Consider the following 15,864-nt stretch of genomic DNA (forward strand, 5'->3'; position numbering starts at 1 on the left):
TTGAACAAGTAAAAAATATTCAATCACACCGTCGCCGTGCTAGGATCGCACTATATTCAACCGATTAAATTACACCTTATGCCTGCCAGTTTATGTTTAATTATTGCCACCTTTTTGTGGGGTAGCTCCTTTATTGCACTTAAATACGCGATTGCGATTTATGATCCGGCCTTGGTGATATTTTTGCGTATGCTCACCACTTTACTGATTTCGTTATGTTTGTGGCGTTACGTAATTCGTTTTGAATATTTAAAAGGCGATTGGAAGTATTTATTAGGTATGTCGCTGGCAGAGCCTTGCTTGTACTTTTTATTTGAAGGCCACGCAATGGAGTACACCTCAGCCTCTCAGGCGGGGGTTATTGTGTCTTGCTTACCTATTATTGTGGCGTTATTAGCCTTTTTTATGCTCAAAGAATACATTAGTAAAGCTATTGTGGTGGGTTTTACACTGTGCATTGGCGGCAGTATTTTACTGACCCTACTTTCACCCAGTTCAAGCCAAGCACCAAACCCGTTATTAGGGAATTTTTTAGAATTAATGGCCATGGTGTGCGCTGCATTTTATACCGTGTGTATAAAGCATTTAGCTAACCGCTACTCCCCACTCACATTGATTGCTCTGCAAGGCGTGAGTGGTAGTTTGTTTTTTGCTCCGTTTTTACTATTTATTGACCTACCCAGTGAAAACCAACACGATTTAACCGCACTAATGAGCATATTGTACTTAGGCTCTTGTGTTACTTTGGGTGGGTACGGCATGTACAACTATGCGATTAGTAAAGTGTCGGTATTAACCGCCGCGGCTTACTCTAATTTAATCCCTATTTTCACTTTAATTTTGTCAGCCATTATCCTCAACGAAGTACTGACTCTTGGCCAGTGGATCAGCATATTTGTGGTGTTTATAGGCGTAATGATTAGTCAACGCCATCAAGAACTAGTGGTCGATATTCCTAACTCAACTTCGGGTGAGAATATTTCTGCCGACACTAACCATCTTAAATCGGTACCCGAGGCCAGTGAATCAAAAGGGTAACAGGTTAATAAATACAACCCTGATTGCTGCAAAAAATCGGTGTTGTACTGATTAATTACCTCAACGTGTGTTACTGAATAATGCTGCACTTGGCCATTTTTAAGTTGTAGAGAAAATTGCTCCCCCACTTTAGCGTTTTTTAAAAACGCAAAGTGGGTATCGTTGTGGCCAGCAATAAGTGCTCCTTGCGAGTTACCAACATCAGCCCCACCTAACTCCCCAGCTGGTAAAAAGTGGCTCGGCGCAAACGCTAAGTTTCTACCACTTGCACCATTAAGCACGGTTAGTCGTTTATTATGCTTTGGCCATATTATTTGTGCCACTGGGTAACTATCAGCATAAAACCACGGCTTAATTTTTTTATTGGGTGATTTAAGGGCTGTTTGCCATGCTTGCTCTATTAACACTTGTGCAAGCCATGCCTTTGCCTGCATATATGCACCATGACCAAATAAGGTCAGTCCTAAGGCTAGTAAACCTATGCTCAACCACTTTTTCATTTACAGCGCCTTACTAACAACAGGCCACCTAGTAGCATTAAAGCTCCAAACACAATATGCATTTTGCTTTGCCCATCAGTTTGCGGCAAGCGCATACTCATTCCTTGCGGCATTGAATTAGCCACTTGTGTAGTTTGTTTAGCAACTTCTTTAATGGTGCTCTCTTCTATGGCAATAAACGCAGTAAATGGGCTAAGTAACTGATGCTCAAGCGCAAGTTGCTGCACTTGCTGTTTTACTTCACTTTGTTGGTTGTATAGCAATAATGACTTTATTTTTTGACGTGCCCAGAGCTTATCAATTCCTGTGGCTTTTGAGCTTGCTTGCGAATTAAGCTTAACCTTAAACTCCCCATGTGTTGTTTGCCCAGTAAAAGTAATTGTATTGGTATTATCTAATTTAATAGCCACCATAATAGGCTCAGCAAAATACAGATCCGGTAATGGGGAGGGCCAAAAATCTAAGCTATCTCCATTTGTATTTGTTAACGCTAAATTAGTCATCGCCGGGTGAGCGAGTTTATCAAACAACTGCTGCATTTTTGGCTGCACATCAAAGGTGCTACCAATAAAGGTATAAGACCCCTTACCTATATCAGCAGCGCGGCGCATAAAAAAGCGATTAGGTGCGCTACCAATACCGACGGTAAATAAGCGGCTGTCACCTAAAGTGCGCGCAATACTTTTAAATAACTGATCTTCGTTACTCACGCTACCATCGGTTAAAAACACCACTTGGCGTACAAAACCCTCAAACTGCGCACCATTAAGTACGGCATCAAGCGCACCTTGTATTTCAGTACCACCGTCGGCTTGCAAGTTATAAATAAAACGCCTTGCACGGCGTAAATTAAAGTCACTAGCAACCAAAGGGGTATCACTCATGGCAGTAACCTGATTATTAAAGCCAATAATATTAAAGCTATCATCACTATCAAGTAACGAGAGTGCGTAAAACAATGCTTTTTTAGCTTGCTCCATAGACTGCCCATGCATAGAGCCCGAGGTATCAACCACAAACACCATTTCACGCGGCAAACGCTCAGACTGGGTAAACTGATCGCTTGGCGGCATCAACATCGCTAACGCAAACTGCTCACCATTTTTTGCTTGCTGAGTAAAAAGTGCGGCTTGAGCTTGCGCTTTTTGTAGTGGCTTAAACTCCAGTACAAAATCTTTATTTATTGCTTGCTGTGGTTTTAGCACAATGCTGTATTGCCCAAACGCAGAGTTTCCAATATTTACCTGATGGTACTTAGCGTTTATATCAACCAATTCTAAGCCTATATCCATGTTAATTGTTAAGCTTAAATCGCTGGCATTAGCCGCCTCATTGGTTTGCTTTGTATAAATAGGGCTTAACCATCCTTGTGGAGTAAACGAAGATGTATGATCACTTTTTACCGTACGCTTATCTTGCTCTTCGTTCAGTTTCCCTGTTGTTGCATGATAGCGTGGCGTTATTGTGGTTGGAAAATGAATCGCAAAGGTTCCATGCTGGTAATCAATAATCTCTTGATATTCAAGCGTTATAACAATCTCTTCACCAGGCCCTATATTCGCCACATTTGTAATAAACATATTTGCACGCTGCTGACGAACCAAAGAGGCCTGCTTCCCTGCTTGCTTGGCAGCTTGATACTGTTTTTCTGCTTGGTGTTTTTTTGCTATTTTACCGTGAATCACTCGCTCACCAATACGCATGGTCATTGCTTGCACGGCACTTTCATCGGGTAAAGGAAAAGCATAACGTGCATTTACTGCAAAAGGATTTTCATTTATGTAGTGCTGCGTTACTACAACATGATTAATTAGCCCTGTTAGGGTCATTTTTGCATCGCTTTTTAAAATAACCCCAGGGTTAACCGCCACTCCTTGGCTATCAAACAAAGATAGTTTTGGCGACTGTGCATGGCTTTTAAAGCTGGCCAAAAGCACGATAATAATAAAAATAAAAAGGCTTACCTTGGTAAGCACTTTGGTGGGTTTACTCAACATAAATCACTCCCTCGAACGCACGCTGTTAATTGCTTGCTGTTTGATTACTTGACTGATTTAACGCACGGGTAGTGAGAGTAACGCGTCTGTCAAAAAAGTTATCTTCAAGGGTGTTACTGTTTGCTATGCTTTGCTGCTCGCCAAATGCTTGTGCGCTTAAACGTGTATGGCTTACACCTTGTTTAATTAAGTAACTTTGTACGGCGTTTACTCTGGCTTTTGAAAGTAATAAGTTTGCTTGCTCTTCACCACGCTGATCGGCAAAGCCACTTAAATCAAGCGCGAGTTGCGGTTGGCTTTTTAATAACGCTACCAATTGATCAAGCTGCTTGGCAAAATGAGGAGCAATATCGCTAGAGCCTGTTTTAAATTGCACTGTCATCGCCAATAAATTATTAAGCTGTGATTGCGTTAGTTGCTCATTTTGCTGAGCCAGCAGCTCAAGTTGCGCCTCTAGGTGGCTGTTATGATTAAGAACATGTTGGTAGTCGTTGGTTTTCTCTGCCATAACTGTTAAAGCTTGTTGCTGCTCGGCAATAGTTTGCTCAGCCACCTTGGCATCGCCAATTAAGCCACCAGCAAATGCACCTACAAACGCGCCAATAGGCCCACCAACAACGCCACCAATAATGGCACCGGTGCTTAGGCCGACTATGGTTTCCTTTTTTGCTTCTTTCGATGGAGTATCCGCGGCAAATACTGGCGTACAAAAAGTGCTAACAAGTGTGAGTGCGATTAATGTTTTCTTCATGGTCTATTCCTTACTATTAATAATGGTTGGCAAGCTATTGGTTGGCACTTGCGTTGTATCTGTAATTTCAATAGTTGTATTAAAACACCATGAAGTGGCAACAAAGGGGATCAAAAATGACAAACTGCTGAGCAATTGTGGCAAAAAAATGGCAATTGTGTTTTTAACCGTACTTAGCGCAAAAACTTCGCTATAGTGCGCCTAAGTCAATATGAGTAATTAATAAAAATGAAGAAAATAGCTATCATTGAAGATGAAACCGCAATCCGCGAAAACTACATAGAAATGCTGAGCGCTCAAGGCTATCAGGTGAGTGGTTATGAAAACCGCGCTCAAGCAGAAGCGGCCTTTAAAGAAGCGCTTCCCGATTTAGCCATTGTTGATATTGGTTTAGGCCATGAAATAGATGGCGGCTTTTTACTGTGCCAAACACTGCGTTCACTGTCTAAAACCTTACCGATTATTTTTTTAACCGCTCGCGACAGCGAAATAGACACCGTATGTGGCCTGCGCATGGGCGCCGACGACTACTTAACCAAAGATATTAGCTTAGCCCATTTAGCTGCGCGTATTGGCGCGCTATTTCGCCGTATGGAAGCATTAGAGCAACCCGCCGATGCTAACGCACTGATAACACGCGGCCAACTAACGCTCGATACGCAACGTATGCAGGTGCTTTGGCAACACCAGTTAGTTGATTTAACCGTAACTGAATTTTGGATGCTGCACTCACTCGCCCAGCGACCAGGGCACGTTAAAAGCCGTAACGATTTAATGAGTGATGCTAAAATTTATGTAGACGACAGCACCATTACCTCGCATGTAAAACGTATTCGTAAAAAGTTTATAGCACTCGATAGCCAGTTTGACTGTATAGATACCGTGTATGGCATGGGCTATAGGTGGGAGCAACCCACATGCTGAGATTTGGCCTACGCAGTAAATTTATCCTACTTTCGTGCTTTTTGTTTTTGTTGCCATGGCTTGGCTACGAATATGTATGGGAAATGGAAAAGTTTTTACGCCAAGGCCAAGAAAAAACGTTGGTAGGCACTACACGCGCACTGGCCACGGCCCTGCATGAACGCCCCGCTTTATTTGACGAACAAACCAACTTTTTAGATCAAGTTGTAAAAGGTCGCGATCTCTATGCTTATAATTTAAAAAGCCCGATTCAGCTCGATGGCAAACTCAACGACTGGGACGCTTATCAATCGCTGTTTTGGCTTTATGATAAACGCTACTTACAAACAGCCAATGATAACCATCAACTGAGCGACTTATCATTTGAGCACATGGTGGGTAAGTTTGATAATTACTTATATGCTTTATTTAAAGTCACAGATGACACTGTAATTTACCGTGCTAAAAACAGCCTCAGCATTACCAATAACGATTACATAAAAATTGGTCTAAAAAATCCTGATGGGCTATTTAATACTTATATTATTGCTCCGCGCCAAGATGGCTGGGTCAACGCATTTGATGCCAACAGTAAAATGCCTTTTACTAAAATTCAGGGCTTTTTTAAACAAACTGAAACAGGTTACAACCTTGAACTGCGCTTTCCTTTGAGCATGCTTGGCAATAAACTGGGGTTTGCCATTGCCGATGTTGATAGTAAACAACCAAACCAAACACCTAATATCATGTCTACATCCAACTTAAATAACCCAAATGATTTAGGCTCAGTACTGGTGCCCTCCCCTGAGATAAACCGTATATTAAAAGGCATGGGCCACAGCGGCAGTCGCATTTGGGTGGTCGATAATCATCACCGTGTTTTAGCGCAATCGGGCAGTATTCAAAATGCCGATGGCGTATGGGCTGATGGGCTAAAAAATCAAGCGCCAAAAACCGCATGGCAACGCTTTGAACAAACCTATTTGCATCCTTTGTACTATAAAATTTTAACCCGTCCCGAAGATGAGTTTATAGACACCCTACACGATGTCGCCTCAATGCAAGGCACTCATTTAGCCAAAGCACTCAAAGGCCAATCCGCATCGTCGTGGCGACTCACCCCCGACAATAAAGCGGTGATATTATCGGCTGCGTATCCTATTTGGATTGAGGATAAGGTGATTGGAGCAGTTATAGCTGAAGAAACCACCAATGGCGTGCGTACACTGCGTAATAAATCGCTGGAAAAACTATTTAATGTGATTTTAGCGGTCATGTTAATTGGCACAGTCACTTTGTTCTTTTTTGCTTCGCGTATATCGAGCCGTATTAGACGACTGCGAGACACAGCAGAGCAAGCCATTGATGCGCAAGGACGAGTAACAGGTCATATAAATTACAGCGATGCCAATGACGAAATTGGCGACCTGTCGCGTAGCTTTTCAAATATAGTGAGCCGACTTGGTGGCTATACCGATTATTTAGAAAATATGTCGTCGCGCTTATCTCACGAGCTGCGCACACCGGTTGCGGTTGTCCGTTCATCTCTTGAAAACTTACAAAGCTTGCAGCAAAGTGAACTGAGTCAAAAATACCTTGAACGTGCTAGCGAAGGGGTTGAGCGCTTAGGAAAAATAATTACCACCATGAGCGAGGCAACCCGCCTTGAGCAAAGTATTCAAAGCAATGAGCCGGAGTCGTTTGATTTACAAAAAGTGATTAGTGGCTGTATGCAGGGCTACCAACTTACTTATCCTAACCAGTTATTTACACTCAACATTTGCCAAAGCACACTGTTGATGCAAGGTGCCCCTGAATTTATAGCGCAACTGCTCGATAAGCTAATTAATAATGCCTTGGAATTTAGTGAAGCTAACACAGCAATTGAAGTCAGCCTTAAGCAAAATGAAAGCAAAGCAACATTAACGGTAAGTAATACAGGTACTTTATTGCCTGAGGGACTTACTGAACATATTTTTGATTCTATGGTATCGGTGCGCAGCCAACAAATGCAGCAACAACCGCATTTAGGCTTAGGGCTTTATATTGTCAGACTGGTATGTGATTACCACAAAGGCACAGTAACGGCGCACAATAATGAGCAAGGCAATGGGGTGGTGTTTACCGTGAACCTGCCTTTAAATAATTAAACAAAAAGCGGTTTAATTATAAACCGCTTTATTTTAAAGCTTTGCAGTTACAATTTAATTCACACTCAAGTGTAACGATTCACTTTTAATTCATTCGCTCAGTCTTAGTCTACTCACCTAGGAGGAGTCAAAATGAAAAAGTTACTAGAACCCGAAGAAATAGAGTTTATTCTCGATTTATATCGTCCTAATGTAGCCAATAACCATGCTCAACAGGGCGCGACTAAAAAGCACAAGGTAAGTAATAAACAAGCCATGCAAGCTGAGGCTTTAGCTCGTAGTGCTTAACTACACAAACCTTACAAGTTAGCCATTAAGCTGTAAAAACGCTTTAATACAGTCTATTTCTGCCTGCTTGACCGTTTCGCCTATTTCAGGGCCCTTTTTGCCGCTTTTAAGCGCGTCTTGCACTATCTGTTTTTTATCCATTTTTTGTAGTTCGTTGTGAATAGCACGTAATTTAGCGGCTTGTGGATAGGGCTTATCCACCAGCGTTTCGCCTCGTCCTTGTGCATCACACTGGCACGCTTGAGTAAAAGCAATAAAACGCTCTGGATGCACTAGCGCATTTAAATTAGTGACGATTAATTTATGAATAGTTTGCGGTCTTAACTGTTCAAGTGTGTGACAAAGGGTATGGTTATCACTGGTAAGCACGCCTATATCACGAAAGCGATTAGGTACTTTTAAACGTTCACAAAACGCCTCAACTACAGCAACCCCTTCACGTTCATGGCCGCGTAAATTACCGCGTTTTTTATAGCTTAGTGCTTTACCAAAATCATGGGTTAAGGCGGCAAACCGCGTTTCTAGGTTAAAGCCTAAATCGGCTGCTCGTCTAAGCACTAGCATGGTATGGACAAACACATCGCCCTCGGGGTGATGATTTGCCGGCTGCGGAGTGTTTTTCATCTGTTCAATTTCAGGAAAAATACCTAACCCATCTAATGCTTGGAAATAAAGCTCAGGATGCTTTTCACCAAGCGCTTTTTCTGTTTCAAGCCAGACTCGCTCTGGTACTAGATGTTCCAACTCGCCTTTATTTTTAAGCTCATGCATTAATGCAGTAGTACTTGGATGAATAGACCAGTCACTACCATAACGGGCTAAAAAGCGAGCAATACGCAATACCCGAACAGGGTCTTCTACAAATGCTTGGGTGGTGTGACGCAGTATTTTATTTTTTAAATCAGCTTGACCATTAAATGGATCAATAATAGTGCCGTTTTCATCTAGTGCCATAGAGTTAATGGTTAAATCTCGGCGTGCTAAATCTTCTTCAAGAGTTACGTTTGGGCTGGCATCCACCACAAAGCCGGTATAACCTTTACCACTTTTACGCTCAGTGCGCCCTAGTGCATATTCTTCTTTAGTGTTTGGGTGTAAGTAAACCGGAAAATCGCTGCCAATGGGTAAAAATCCGAGCGCTTCCATTGTCTCTGGCGTTTCACCAATAACAACATAGTCATTATCTTTTGATTGTATGTTTAGCAGTTTATCTCGCACTGCTCCACCCACTAGGTAAACTTGCTTTAAACTCTGTTGCACTTTATTCCCAACCACTACTTTTAAGCTTTTCTTTGATGTTAATCATACCTAATAGTCATTAAAAAATCTGTGTTGTTTGCCAAGCTTTATTAAGCTCATTACAATAGCGCATTATTTTTTAATACCTAACAGCGAATGAAAAACCACTCAGCAAAAAAAGAACTTATGTTACTGCCCATCCTTTTGGTGGTTATTATTATGTGTGTTGCAGGGCATTTCTTGCTACAGGCTAATTTTCAAGACAGCCATTTGGTTGAGTATTTGTTAGCTGCAATCCCATTTGCTATGTTTGGCTTAGTAATAGTAGCCTTTAAAATGGCAGCCAAAAGTGAACAACAAGAAAATGATGAGTAAATAAGTTACTGATAGTTTTTTTCTGCTTTAGTGACTTTGTATAAATAGCGTCTTGATTCTGCACGTGAGTGCTTAGTGGTGAGAATATTATAAAACTGGCTTGCAGTAAGCTGGTTTATTTGTGAAAACGCCACACTTCTATTTTTATTAAATATGCGCAGTACATTACCCGCCCCGCCGTTATAAGACGAGATCATGGCAAAGTGCTTACTTTTGTCGGTACTAATTTTGTTTAAGTAGTTATTTTTTAAAATACTTAAATAGGCGCTGCCTATATCGATATTATATTTTGGATTAAACAATACTGCTTTGGTTGGCTGCCCAGGTACTTTTTTTATTTTTTGGTATACATCGCGCCCTGCGGTAGCCGGTATCACTTGCATTAATCCATAGGCGTTTGATGAGCTCACCGCATGTGGATTAAAGCTACTTTCGGTTTCAATAATGGCATAAATAAGTGCTGCCGATATTTGATATTTTTTTGCAGCCGCCAGCACATAAGCACTGTACTTTTGCTTTCTTAAATGGGTGTTTTGCTCCACTAAATCAAAGCTAACCGACGAAATAAGATGCCCATACTGACGCCTTTTTTGTAAGCGATTACTCACTAAATATCGAGCAAACCGATTCGCCCGCCAAGAGTATTTTATTGGTAACTTATCTTGGTCGAGTACTTGTTGATATAAAAACGGTTCGCCTTCTAATATGGGGGCTTCGCTGGTAAAAATATCGGTTTTATCGGGGTCGCTGGAGGTCAGTAGGGTCATAACAATGGCCTGCTGTAACAAGCTTATTGTATTTTTTAACGCGATGGTTTCTACTTTTACAGTGCCTTGCTCAAAATCAATAATGGCACGAGCTTGATAATCATTGCTGTATTTAACGTATTTTTTTGCACTAGGCTGTTGCGTATTTTGCTTACCCCACTTGCGCCCAACAACGCTTTCTAATGCGGCTAAAAGCTGCTTTACGCTACCAACCTGCGCTTTAATAGAGCGCTGTGTTTTTTGAGCTTGCTTGTGAATTGCAACCACATTAGTCGGGTCGTTTTTTACTTGCTTTACCAGTTTATTTAAATCAACAACGGGCGGTAAACCCGACAGTGATTTACAGCCACTTAAGCCAACTAGCAAAAGTATAAACGCATACTTTTTCACACAATATCCAAACAAATGCTTAGCAACTATAATACATGATAACCAAACCAGTCAGGTTTAATTGGTTGTGCTTGGCCGCTTGGGGTTAGCTTAATATTAAGCTGACTATCGAGTAAATCAATCGCAAAGCAGTCATCAACATCATATAAATCATCTTTATGAAGATGACTCAGCCCTGCTAATAAGTCATTTTTAGCGCGTTGTTTCGCTTCTTCACTACTACTGGCAACATACAAAGCAAAGTCGTGTTGCTCTGCCATTGAGTCGCTTCTGTAAGCACCTAAGTTAACAAAATAAAGTTGCTTATTTTGCTCTATATAACTATCAACCACCTCGATTTTATAACCATCAATGTGATTAACTGCCATGTAGCTATCCATGTGTACACTGTTTTTATCACCCACCCATTGGCTTTTTAGTTTGGTATAGGTTTGCTCAATATTTTGGCCTACCACAAAGCGTACGTCGTGCATTTCTATGTGACAACCTTGAATGCGTCCACCTAAATACACCATGAATAACTGCATGCTCACTTCCTTTTAAAAACCAAATTAAATTAAACTATCTACGTCAATTTCATGCTTTTTAATCAACTTATAAAAATCAGAACGATTACGCTTGGCAAGTTTGGCGCCTTCCGCCACATTGCCCCCTGCCATTTTCAGGGTATTAATTACATAGTCTCGTTCAAATTCTTTTTTAGCTTCATTAAGTGATAATGGCTCAACGTTACTTTCATTACTGTTTAGGGCACTAAGCACTAAATGTTCAGATATAACCTCACTAGGAGTCAACGCAACCACCTGCTCCACTACATTTTGTAATTGACGTATATTACCTGGCCAATCATACCTTACTAGGGCATGCATGGCATCGTTTGCAAAGCGCTTTTCTTTTTGCTCCATACGCTTTGCGATGTTGGCACTAAAAAAGTTGGCTAATAAGCTAATATCTTCACGGCGTTCACACAGCGGGGGCAGCTTTAAGTTTACGACGTTTAACCGGTAGTATAAATCTTCTCTAAACTGTTGATTACTAATCGCTTCAGGCAGGTTTTTGTGGGTTGCAGAAACAATTCGCACATTAATAGGAATTTCTTCTTGAAAGCCCACTGGGCGAATGGTTTTTTCTTGCAGCACACGCAACAACTTAACTTGTAAATTAAGCGGCATATCACCAATCTCATCTAAAAATAAGGTACCGCCTTGCGCTTGCTGAAATAGGCCTTGGTGATCTTTTACTGCGCCAGTAAATGCCCCTTTTTTGTGACCAAATAGCTCTGATTCTAATAGCTCACCAGGCACGGCCCCACAGTTTATTGCCACAAATGGGCCATCACTAACATGGCTATGCTGATGAATCGCCTGCGCAAGCAACTCTTTACCGGTACCGCTGGCACCAGAAATAAGCACGTTAACTTGTGTAGGCCCTAATAGTTTCACTTGCTCCAACAAATGCAGCATAGCGCCACTGCGGGTGACAATATTACTTTGCGGGGCGACTTCATCATTATTAACCCCATGTATCTCAATGGCTTTGGCTAGGCTGTCAAATAGCTCATCTTTATCAACGGGTTTTGTGATAAAGGCAAAAATACCTTGCTTGGTGGCCTCTACCGCATCAGGGATAGATCCATGAGCCGTCATCATAATAACAGGCAACGCAGGGTAGCGGTTTTGCAACTGTCGGTGAAGCGCCATGCCGTCCATTTCATCCATTCTTAAATCGGTGATCACCGCATCAAACACTTGGTTTTTAAGTAGTTGTAATGCGTTCATACCACTATCACAGGTCGTTACTTCATAACCCTTTGATTGAATTCGAATCGCCAGTAATTGCAGCAAGCTGGCATCATCATCAACGAGTAAAACTTTAGCACTTGATGGAAGTGTGACTGACATAGTTACTGCTCCTTGGTTTCTTCACGTAGTAAAAGTTGCTGTTCAATTGCGGCTAATGACGACAAGGTTTTTTGCATTTTGGCGTTCAATGCTTGCTGTTGTTTTTTTGCATCTATTTGCATTAATACGTGCTGTTTTTGCAGCCATAAATAGTGCTTTATATCATCGGGCCAATAGTACGCCTGATCCAGCTTAAGTAATTGACTCATCACAGTATTGGGGTCACTACTAAGCTTTAAACATGCTGTACTAAAAAACGCTTTCAGTGCTTGCTCACCTAAGTAGGTTTCATTGCTAGGCGCTAATTTAAAACCACCGCACTGATTGGCATGCCAAGCAATAACTTGCGCTGCAGAGGGATATATTGGCTCTGATTTTGGCCGAGGTTTGGGATTTGGCTGATTCGTTTTGCTATCTGGCTGAGAGGGTACATTTAATGCTGATTCCCCCTGTGTTTGAGTGTTTGTTATTTCACACCCAGATAAAAAAACAAGACTGCTGGTTAGCCATACAATAGCCATTAAACGCGCAGACATATTATTTAACTCCTTTATTTTTATAGGGGATGACAATGTTAAATCGACAGCCTTGCGGCTCATTATGCTCAATTTTTAGTTGCCCATGTAACTGTTCAACTGACTCTTTGACTATAGTAAGGCCTAAACCACTGCCTTGTAAGCTAATCTCTTTGGTATGTTTACCTTGATAAAACGCCCCAAAAACATGATCTCTTTCATGCTCTTTAATGCCACAACCCTCATCTGCTACTTGCATATTTAGGCCGTTATTTTCTAGACTCAAGCTAATAGTAACGACTTGGTTTGGCTGAGAAAACTTTAAGCCATTGGAAATTAACTGAATTAAAATCATTTCAATTAACTCCCGTGGTAAACTAAGAGAAATATTAGGTAAACTATTGTGCCAAATAAGCGATTGTTCTCGCGCATTTAAGCGGTGCTCAAAGTGGTTATTTACCTTTTTTATTAGCTGATTAAATTCCACTTCACTGACGTTGTCTTTACTGGTGCGAATGGCGTTATAACTCAATAAACTGTCTATCATAGTACGTAGCCTCACCATCGATTGACTGATCAGCCCAAGTACCGCTTTTTGCTCGTTATTGATGGGGCCAACGATTTCATCGGCTAGTAATTCAGTGCCCTCAACCATAGAAGCCAAAGGGGTTTTTAATTCGTGAGTAACGTGGCGTAAAAATGTATCTTTTTGTTGTTCTAACATATGCAGCTGCGCTTGCACCCACTGCAACTTGTTACCTAACTCTATGAGTTCAGCCGACCCTTGCACCGATATTTTTTGCTGCCAATCTCCTTGGCCTAACTTATCAATCACTGAGGTTAAGCTTTTTAAGCGCCCGCTTATGCGCCACAAAAAACCGCCGCCAACAAGCAGCGTTAAAGGCGTAAGTGCAATCAACCAGTTTATAAAGGAAGCTTGTAAATTTGTGAGCTTAATTTGGTTTTGAGTGATTTTGGCTTCATTTTCCTCACGTAACCACAATGTTAGCTCCGCTAATATTTCGCTGATTGGCACAAATAATTCAGCTTGTTGACGCGCTTCAACCACAAGTTGAGTATGCGCCGTTTGCAAAGTATCCGTTAGCCGTTGCCATTGGTGTGTATTTGCTTGGTTATTTGAAAGCTGTTTTAGCTCATTGATGTTTTGCAATGATGATTGCCATTTATCTACGATTAGCTTATCGAGTGAGTCGCTCTTTAATACCCAGTTTTGTCTTGTTGCCCTTTCTAAACTATTAAGCTCTTGCTTAAGCACATTAAACGACTTAGTTACTTGGTAATTATTACTCACAATTTGCTGAGTGACCGCTAATTGCTTATTTAATACATTTAAAAACACAATAACCACTATAGATAAGGGCAACAGCGACAACAGCATGCTCATTACAAATTGGCCAATTAAATTGGGGCGCCAATTTATCAATGCTTTATATTTTTCAGCCATGACTGCGGGCATACAAAAGTCCTTTACTATTTTTAAACGTTCTATTATTAAGCGCTCAACTTATACACTCGCTGAACCATCAAGGATAAAACCCCCCTGCTGTCTCTAAATAGCGACAAGTTAAGCAATTGATTTAAAAAATTTTAAACGCTTATAACTGCAAAATTGTTGCATAAAACACACAGTTACTTGTAAAAATTACGCACCAATCATCACAAAAAAACATAACTCACTGATTATTAATAAAAATAAATATTGGCATCATTTTTGTTACGAGAACATTAATATTAATCTAAAAAGAGCCAAGGAATGTTCAGAAACAATTTACAGAACGCTGCACTTATCAGTTTGTGCCTAACCAGTACTCATTTATTCGCTCTTGATGTAGATGCTGAATTTAATCGTTTAGACAAAGACAGTAATGGCACATTGAGTGAAGCTGAAGCAGGTGAAGATGCTTTATTACATGAGAACTTTGCACAGATAGACACCGATGAAAACGGGCTCATATCTCTAAACGAATTTAAGCTGTTTATAAAATAAAGGAGTACATTCATGAAACAACTAATTGGTGCTTTTTCGCTCCTATTTTTAGCTATTAGTGCCACCGCACTGGCATCGCCATTAAATGTACGTTTTATGCATTTAGATAAAAATATGGATGACCAAATATCGCTTGTTGAGGCAAAGCAAGATAAACAATTACTTAAGCAGTTTGCCGATTTAGACAAAGATAATAACGAGATGATTTCTAAAAAAGAATTCCAAAACTTTAAACCTTAAGTTTAGATTCAAGTTTAATCTATTAGTATAGAGTTAAAAGCACTTGCCATAATCCCTGAGGGAGTGTGTAAACGGATTTAATGTTGGGATTTAAATTATGGCAAGTGCTTTATTTCATTACTGCCAGCAATTAAAATATGCCTTGGAACGCCAACCATGAAAATACAGCTTCTCCTTATTGGTGCTTTACTATTTGTTAGCCATAGTGCATTTGCACTTGATGTAAAGCAACGCTTTGAACATCTAGACACCAACAACGACGGGGATTTAACCCATAGCGAGCTTGCTGCTCAGCCTCAGCTATTAAACTCATTTTCAAATTGGGATGAAAATCAAGACAACAGAATTTCTTTAACTGAGTTTAAAAACTATCTAACCACCAATTTATACTGAGTATTTAGATGAAACCTATCCGCCATATTATTTTACTAACGCTTACTGTTGTTAGCTGCATGAGCTTTGCGACAAGCAGCTATATTGCCTCAGAATTTGAAAAACTTGACCGTAATCAAGATGGCTTTTTAACTCGTTCGGAAACTGCCAGTGATCCTGCATTATGGTCACGCTTTGGCAGCTACGACCGTGACAAAGACGCACAATTGTCATTAAGCGAATATAGTTTGTACGCCAGTAAATAAATAGCTCCCTCAAATAAAGCCTAGTTAATTAGGCTTTATTTGAGAAGATTAAATAAATTCTTTCCTGTTAACACGCACCCTATCCCACCCTGAATTTGCTTGCTCTAGCTAAAAGCTGGACTTATTCGACTATTAATAAATTATGCTATTGGTATTCTAAATTT

The 15,864-nt window shown here is 40.7% G+C and carries 18 protein-coding genes; 9 read left to right on the plus strand and 9 right to left on the minus strand.

Translation table 11 applies throughout. From position 1 onward, the window contains the following. Positions 1-78: 78 nt before the first annotated feature. A complete protein-coding gene (locus AAEY57_RS01855; RefSeq protein ID WP_350605943.1) occupies positions 79-1,038 on the plus strand; it encodes a DMT family transporter in 960 nt (319 codons plus the stop codon). Here the strand turns inward: AAEY57_RS01855 and AAEY57_RS01860 are convergent. Genes AAEY57_RS01860 through pdsO form a run of 3 tightly spaced genes read right to left on the minus strand, consistent with a single transcriptional unit; the run spans position 933 to position 4,286 of the window. Then, positions 933-1,538 carry a class GN sortase gene (locus tag AAEY57_RS01860; protein ID WP_350605946.1) on the minus strand — a complete coding sequence of 202 codons (606 nt, stop codon included), beginning with the start codon at positions 1,536-1,538 and terminating at the stop codon, positions 933-935. The genes AAEY57_RS01855 and AAEY57_RS01860 overlap by 106 nt on opposite strands. Further along, positions 1,535-3,535, minus strand: coding sequence for a marine proteobacterial sortase target protein (locus tag AAEY57_RS01865; RefSeq protein ID WP_350605948.1), 2,001 nt, complete (start codon positions 3,533-3,535; stop codon positions 1,535-1,537). The genes AAEY57_RS01860 and AAEY57_RS01865 overlap by 4 nt, the downstream gene beginning before the upstream one ends. A 25-nt stretch (positions 3,536-3,560) precedes the next feature. Next, positions 3,561-4,286 (minus strand): sortase-associated OmpA-like protein PdsO, encoded by a 726-nt coding sequence (pdsO, locus tag AAEY57_RS01870; protein WP_138686708.1) that lies wholly within the window; start codon positions 4,284-4,286, stop codon positions 3,561-3,563. Positions 4,287-4,514: 228 nt separating this feature from the next. Between pdsO and pdsR the strand changes: the two genes are divergently transcribed. The 3 genes from pdsR (at position 4,515) to AAEY57_RS01885 (ending at position 7,627) form a co-directional block, all read left to right on the plus strand. Beyond that, positions 4,515-5,210: a proteobacterial dedicated sortase system response regulator gene (pdsR, locus tag AAEY57_RS01875; protein ID WP_215521799.1), complete on the plus strand. Its 696-nt coding sequence runs from the start codon at positions 4,515-4,517 to the stop codon at positions 5,208-5,210. Then, on the plus strand, positions 5,204-7,339 hold the full coding sequence (pdsS, locus tag AAEY57_RS01880) for a proteobacterial dedicated sortase system histidine kinase (RefSeq protein WP_350605952.1): 2,136 nt from the start codon (positions 5,204-5,206) through the stop codon (positions 7,337-7,339). Before pdsR ends, pdsS begins: the two co-directional genes overlap by 7 nt. 132 nt (positions 7,340-7,471) lie before the next feature. Continuing rightward, the gene (locus AAEY57_RS01885) at positions 7,472-7,627 is read left to right on the plus strand and encodes a hypothetical protein (RefSeq protein WP_350605954.1); all 156 of its coding nucleotides are present in this window, start codon (positions 7,472-7,474) and stop codon (positions 7,625-7,627) included. A gap of 18 nt (positions 7,628-7,645) precedes the next feature. Here AAEY57_RS01885 and AAEY57_RS01890 read toward each other — a convergent pair whose 3' ends face one another. Beyond that, the gene (locus AAEY57_RS01890) at positions 7,646-8,887 is read right to left on the minus strand and encodes a multifunctional CCA addition/repair protein (RefSeq protein WP_350605957.1); all 1,242 of its coding nucleotides are present in this window, start codon (positions 8,885-8,887) and stop codon (positions 7,646-7,648) included. Between the two features lie 135 nt (positions 8,888-9,022). Between AAEY57_RS01890 and AAEY57_RS01895 the strand changes: the two genes are divergently transcribed. Continuing rightward, positions 9,023-9,241 (plus strand): hypothetical protein, encoded by a 219-nt coding sequence (locus tag AAEY57_RS01895; protein WP_036981490.1) that lies wholly within the window; start codon positions 9,023-9,025, stop codon positions 9,239-9,241. A gap of 5 nt (positions 9,242-9,246) precedes the next feature. Here the strand turns inward: AAEY57_RS01895 and AAEY57_RS01900 are convergent, their stop codons facing one another. The 5 genes from AAEY57_RS01900 to AAEY57_RS01920 are packed head-to-tail and all read right to left on the minus strand — an operon-like array spanning position 9,247 to position 14,291. Then, the gene (locus AAEY57_RS01900) at positions 9,247-10,398 is read right to left on the minus strand and encodes a murein transglycosylase domain-containing protein (protein ID WP_350605960.1); all 1,152 of its coding nucleotides are present in this window, start codon (positions 10,396-10,398) and stop codon (positions 9,247-9,249) included. A 26-nt stretch (positions 10,399-10,424) separates the two neighbouring features. Beyond that, the gene (locus AAEY57_RS01905; RefSeq protein WP_350605962.1) at positions 10,425-10,925 is read right to left on the minus strand and encodes a DUF1543 domain-containing protein; all 501 of its coding nucleotides are present in this window, start codon (positions 10,923-10,925) and stop codon (positions 10,425-10,427) included. A 24-nt stretch (positions 10,926-10,949) separates the two neighbouring features. After that, complete coding sequence (locus AAEY57_RS01910) at positions 10,950-12,299, minus strand: sigma 54-interacting transcriptional regulator (RefSeq protein WP_013465725.1); 1,350 nt, start codon at positions 12,297-12,299, stop codon at positions 10,950-10,952. 2 nt (positions 12,300-12,301) lie between these two features. Continuing rightward, entirely contained in the window at positions 12,302-12,835 is a 534-nt protein-coding gene (locus AAEY57_RS01915; RefSeq protein ID WP_033102858.1) for a hypothetical protein, read from the minus strand. Position 12,836: 1 nt separating this feature from the next. Next, positions 12,837-14,291, minus strand: a complete 1,455-nt coding sequence (locus AAEY57_RS01920) for a HAMP domain-containing sensor histidine kinase (protein ID WP_033102859.1) — start codon at positions 14,289-14,291, stop codon at positions 12,837-12,839. Between the two features lie 297 nt (positions 14,292-14,588). Here AAEY57_RS01920 and AAEY57_RS01925 point away from each other — a divergent pair, with 297 nt between their 5' ends. The 4 genes from AAEY57_RS01925 to AAEY57_RS01940 all read left to right on the plus strand — a co-directional run bounded on the left by AAEY57_RS01925 (position 14,589) and on the right by AAEY57_RS01940 (position 15,700). Next, positions 14,589-14,822: an EF-hand domain-containing protein gene (locus tag AAEY57_RS01925; RefSeq protein WP_350605964.1), complete on the plus strand. Its 234-nt coding sequence runs from the start codon at positions 14,589-14,591 to the stop codon at positions 14,820-14,822. A gap of 12 nt (positions 14,823-14,834) precedes the next feature. Then, on the plus strand, positions 14,835-15,062 hold the full coding sequence (locus AAEY57_RS01930; protein ID WP_024602367.1) for a hypothetical protein: 228 nt from the start codon (positions 14,835-14,837) through the stop codon (positions 15,060-15,062). Positions 15,063-15,218: 156 nt separating this feature from the next. Further along, a complete protein-coding gene (locus tag AAEY57_RS01935) occupies positions 15,219-15,455 on the plus strand; it encodes an EF-hand domain-containing protein (RefSeq protein ID WP_350605968.1) in 237 nt (78 codons plus the stop codon). An 8-nt stretch (positions 15,456-15,463) separates the two neighbouring features. Then, positions 15,464-15,700 carry an EF-hand domain-containing protein gene (locus AAEY57_RS01940; RefSeq protein ID WP_033102860.1) on the plus strand — a complete coding sequence of 79 codons (237 nt, stop codon included), beginning with the start codon at positions 15,464-15,466 and terminating at the stop codon, positions 15,698-15,700. Positions 15,701-15,864 lie beyond the last annotated feature (164 nt).

This window comes from Pseudoalteromonas sp. MER144-MNA-CIBAN-0113, from assembly GCF_040308965.1.
GTDB classification, from domain to species: domain Bacteria; phylum Pseudomonadota; class Gammaproteobacteria; order Enterobacterales; family Alteromonadaceae; genus Pseudoalteromonas; species Pseudoalteromonas tetraodonis.

Bases quoted from the DNA above. Each gene is read 5' to 3' on its own strand.
- AAEY57_RS01915 (WP_033102858.1), bottom strand. From the start codon at position 12,835: ATGTCTGCGCGTTTAATGGCTATTGTATGGCTAACCAGCAGTCTTGTT.
- AAEY57_RS01885 (WP_350605954.1), top strand. From the start codon at position 7,472: ATGAAAAAGTTACTAGAACCCGAAGAAATAGAGTTTATTCTCGATTTA.
- AAEY57_RS01860 (WP_350605946.1), bottom strand. From the start codon at position 1,538: ATGAAAAAGTGGTTGAGCATAGGTTTACTAGCCTTAGGACTGACCTTA.
- pdsO (WP_138686708.1), bottom strand. From the start codon at position 4,286: ATGAAGAAAACATTAATCGCACTCACACTTGTTAGCACTTTTTGTACG.
- AAEY57_RS01925 (WP_350605964.1), top strand. From the start codon at position 14,589: ATGTTCAGAAACAATTTACAGAACGCTGCACTTATCAGTTTGTGCCTA.
- pdsR (WP_215521799.1), top strand. From the start codon at position 4,515: ATGAAGAAAATAGCTATCATTGAAGATGAAACCGCAATCCGCGAAAAC.
- AAEY57_RS01895 (WP_036981490.1), top strand. From the start codon at position 9,023: ATGAAAAACCACTCAGCAAAAAAAGAACTTATGTTACTGCCCATCCTT.
- AAEY57_RS01940 (WP_033102860.1), top strand. From the start codon at position 15,464: ATGAAACCTATCCGCCATATTATTTTACTAACGCTTACTGTTGTTAGC.
- pdsS (WP_350605952.1), top strand. From the start codon at position 5,204: ATGCTGAGATTTGGCCTACGCAGTAAATTTATCCTACTTTCGTGCTTT.
- AAEY57_RS01935 (WP_350605968.1), top strand. From the start codon at position 15,219: ATGAAAATACAGCTTCTCCTTATTGGTGCTTTACTATTTGTTAGCCAT.
- AAEY57_RS01920 (WP_033102859.1), bottom strand. From the start codon at position 14,291: ATGCCCGCAGTCATGGCTGAAAAATATAAAGCATTGATAAATTGGCGC.
- AAEY57_RS01905 (WP_350605962.1), bottom strand. From the start codon at position 10,925: ATGCAGTTATTCATGGTGTATTTAGGTGGACGCATTCAAGGTTGTCAC.
- AAEY57_RS01865 (WP_350605948.1), bottom strand. From the start codon at position 3,535: ATGTTGAGTAAACCCACCAAAGTGCTTACCAAGGTAAGCCTTTTTATT.
- AAEY57_RS01930 (WP_024602367.1), top strand. From the start codon at position 14,835: ATGAAACAACTAATTGGTGCTTTTTCGCTCCTATTTTTAGCTATTAGT.
- AAEY57_RS01910 (WP_013465725.1), bottom strand. From the start codon at position 12,299: ATGTCAGTCACACTTCCATCAAGTGCTAAAGTTTTACTCGTTGATGAT.
- AAEY57_RS01855 (WP_350605943.1), top strand. From the start codon at position 79: ATGCCTGCCAGTTTATGTTTAATTATTGCCACCTTTTTGTGGGGTAGC.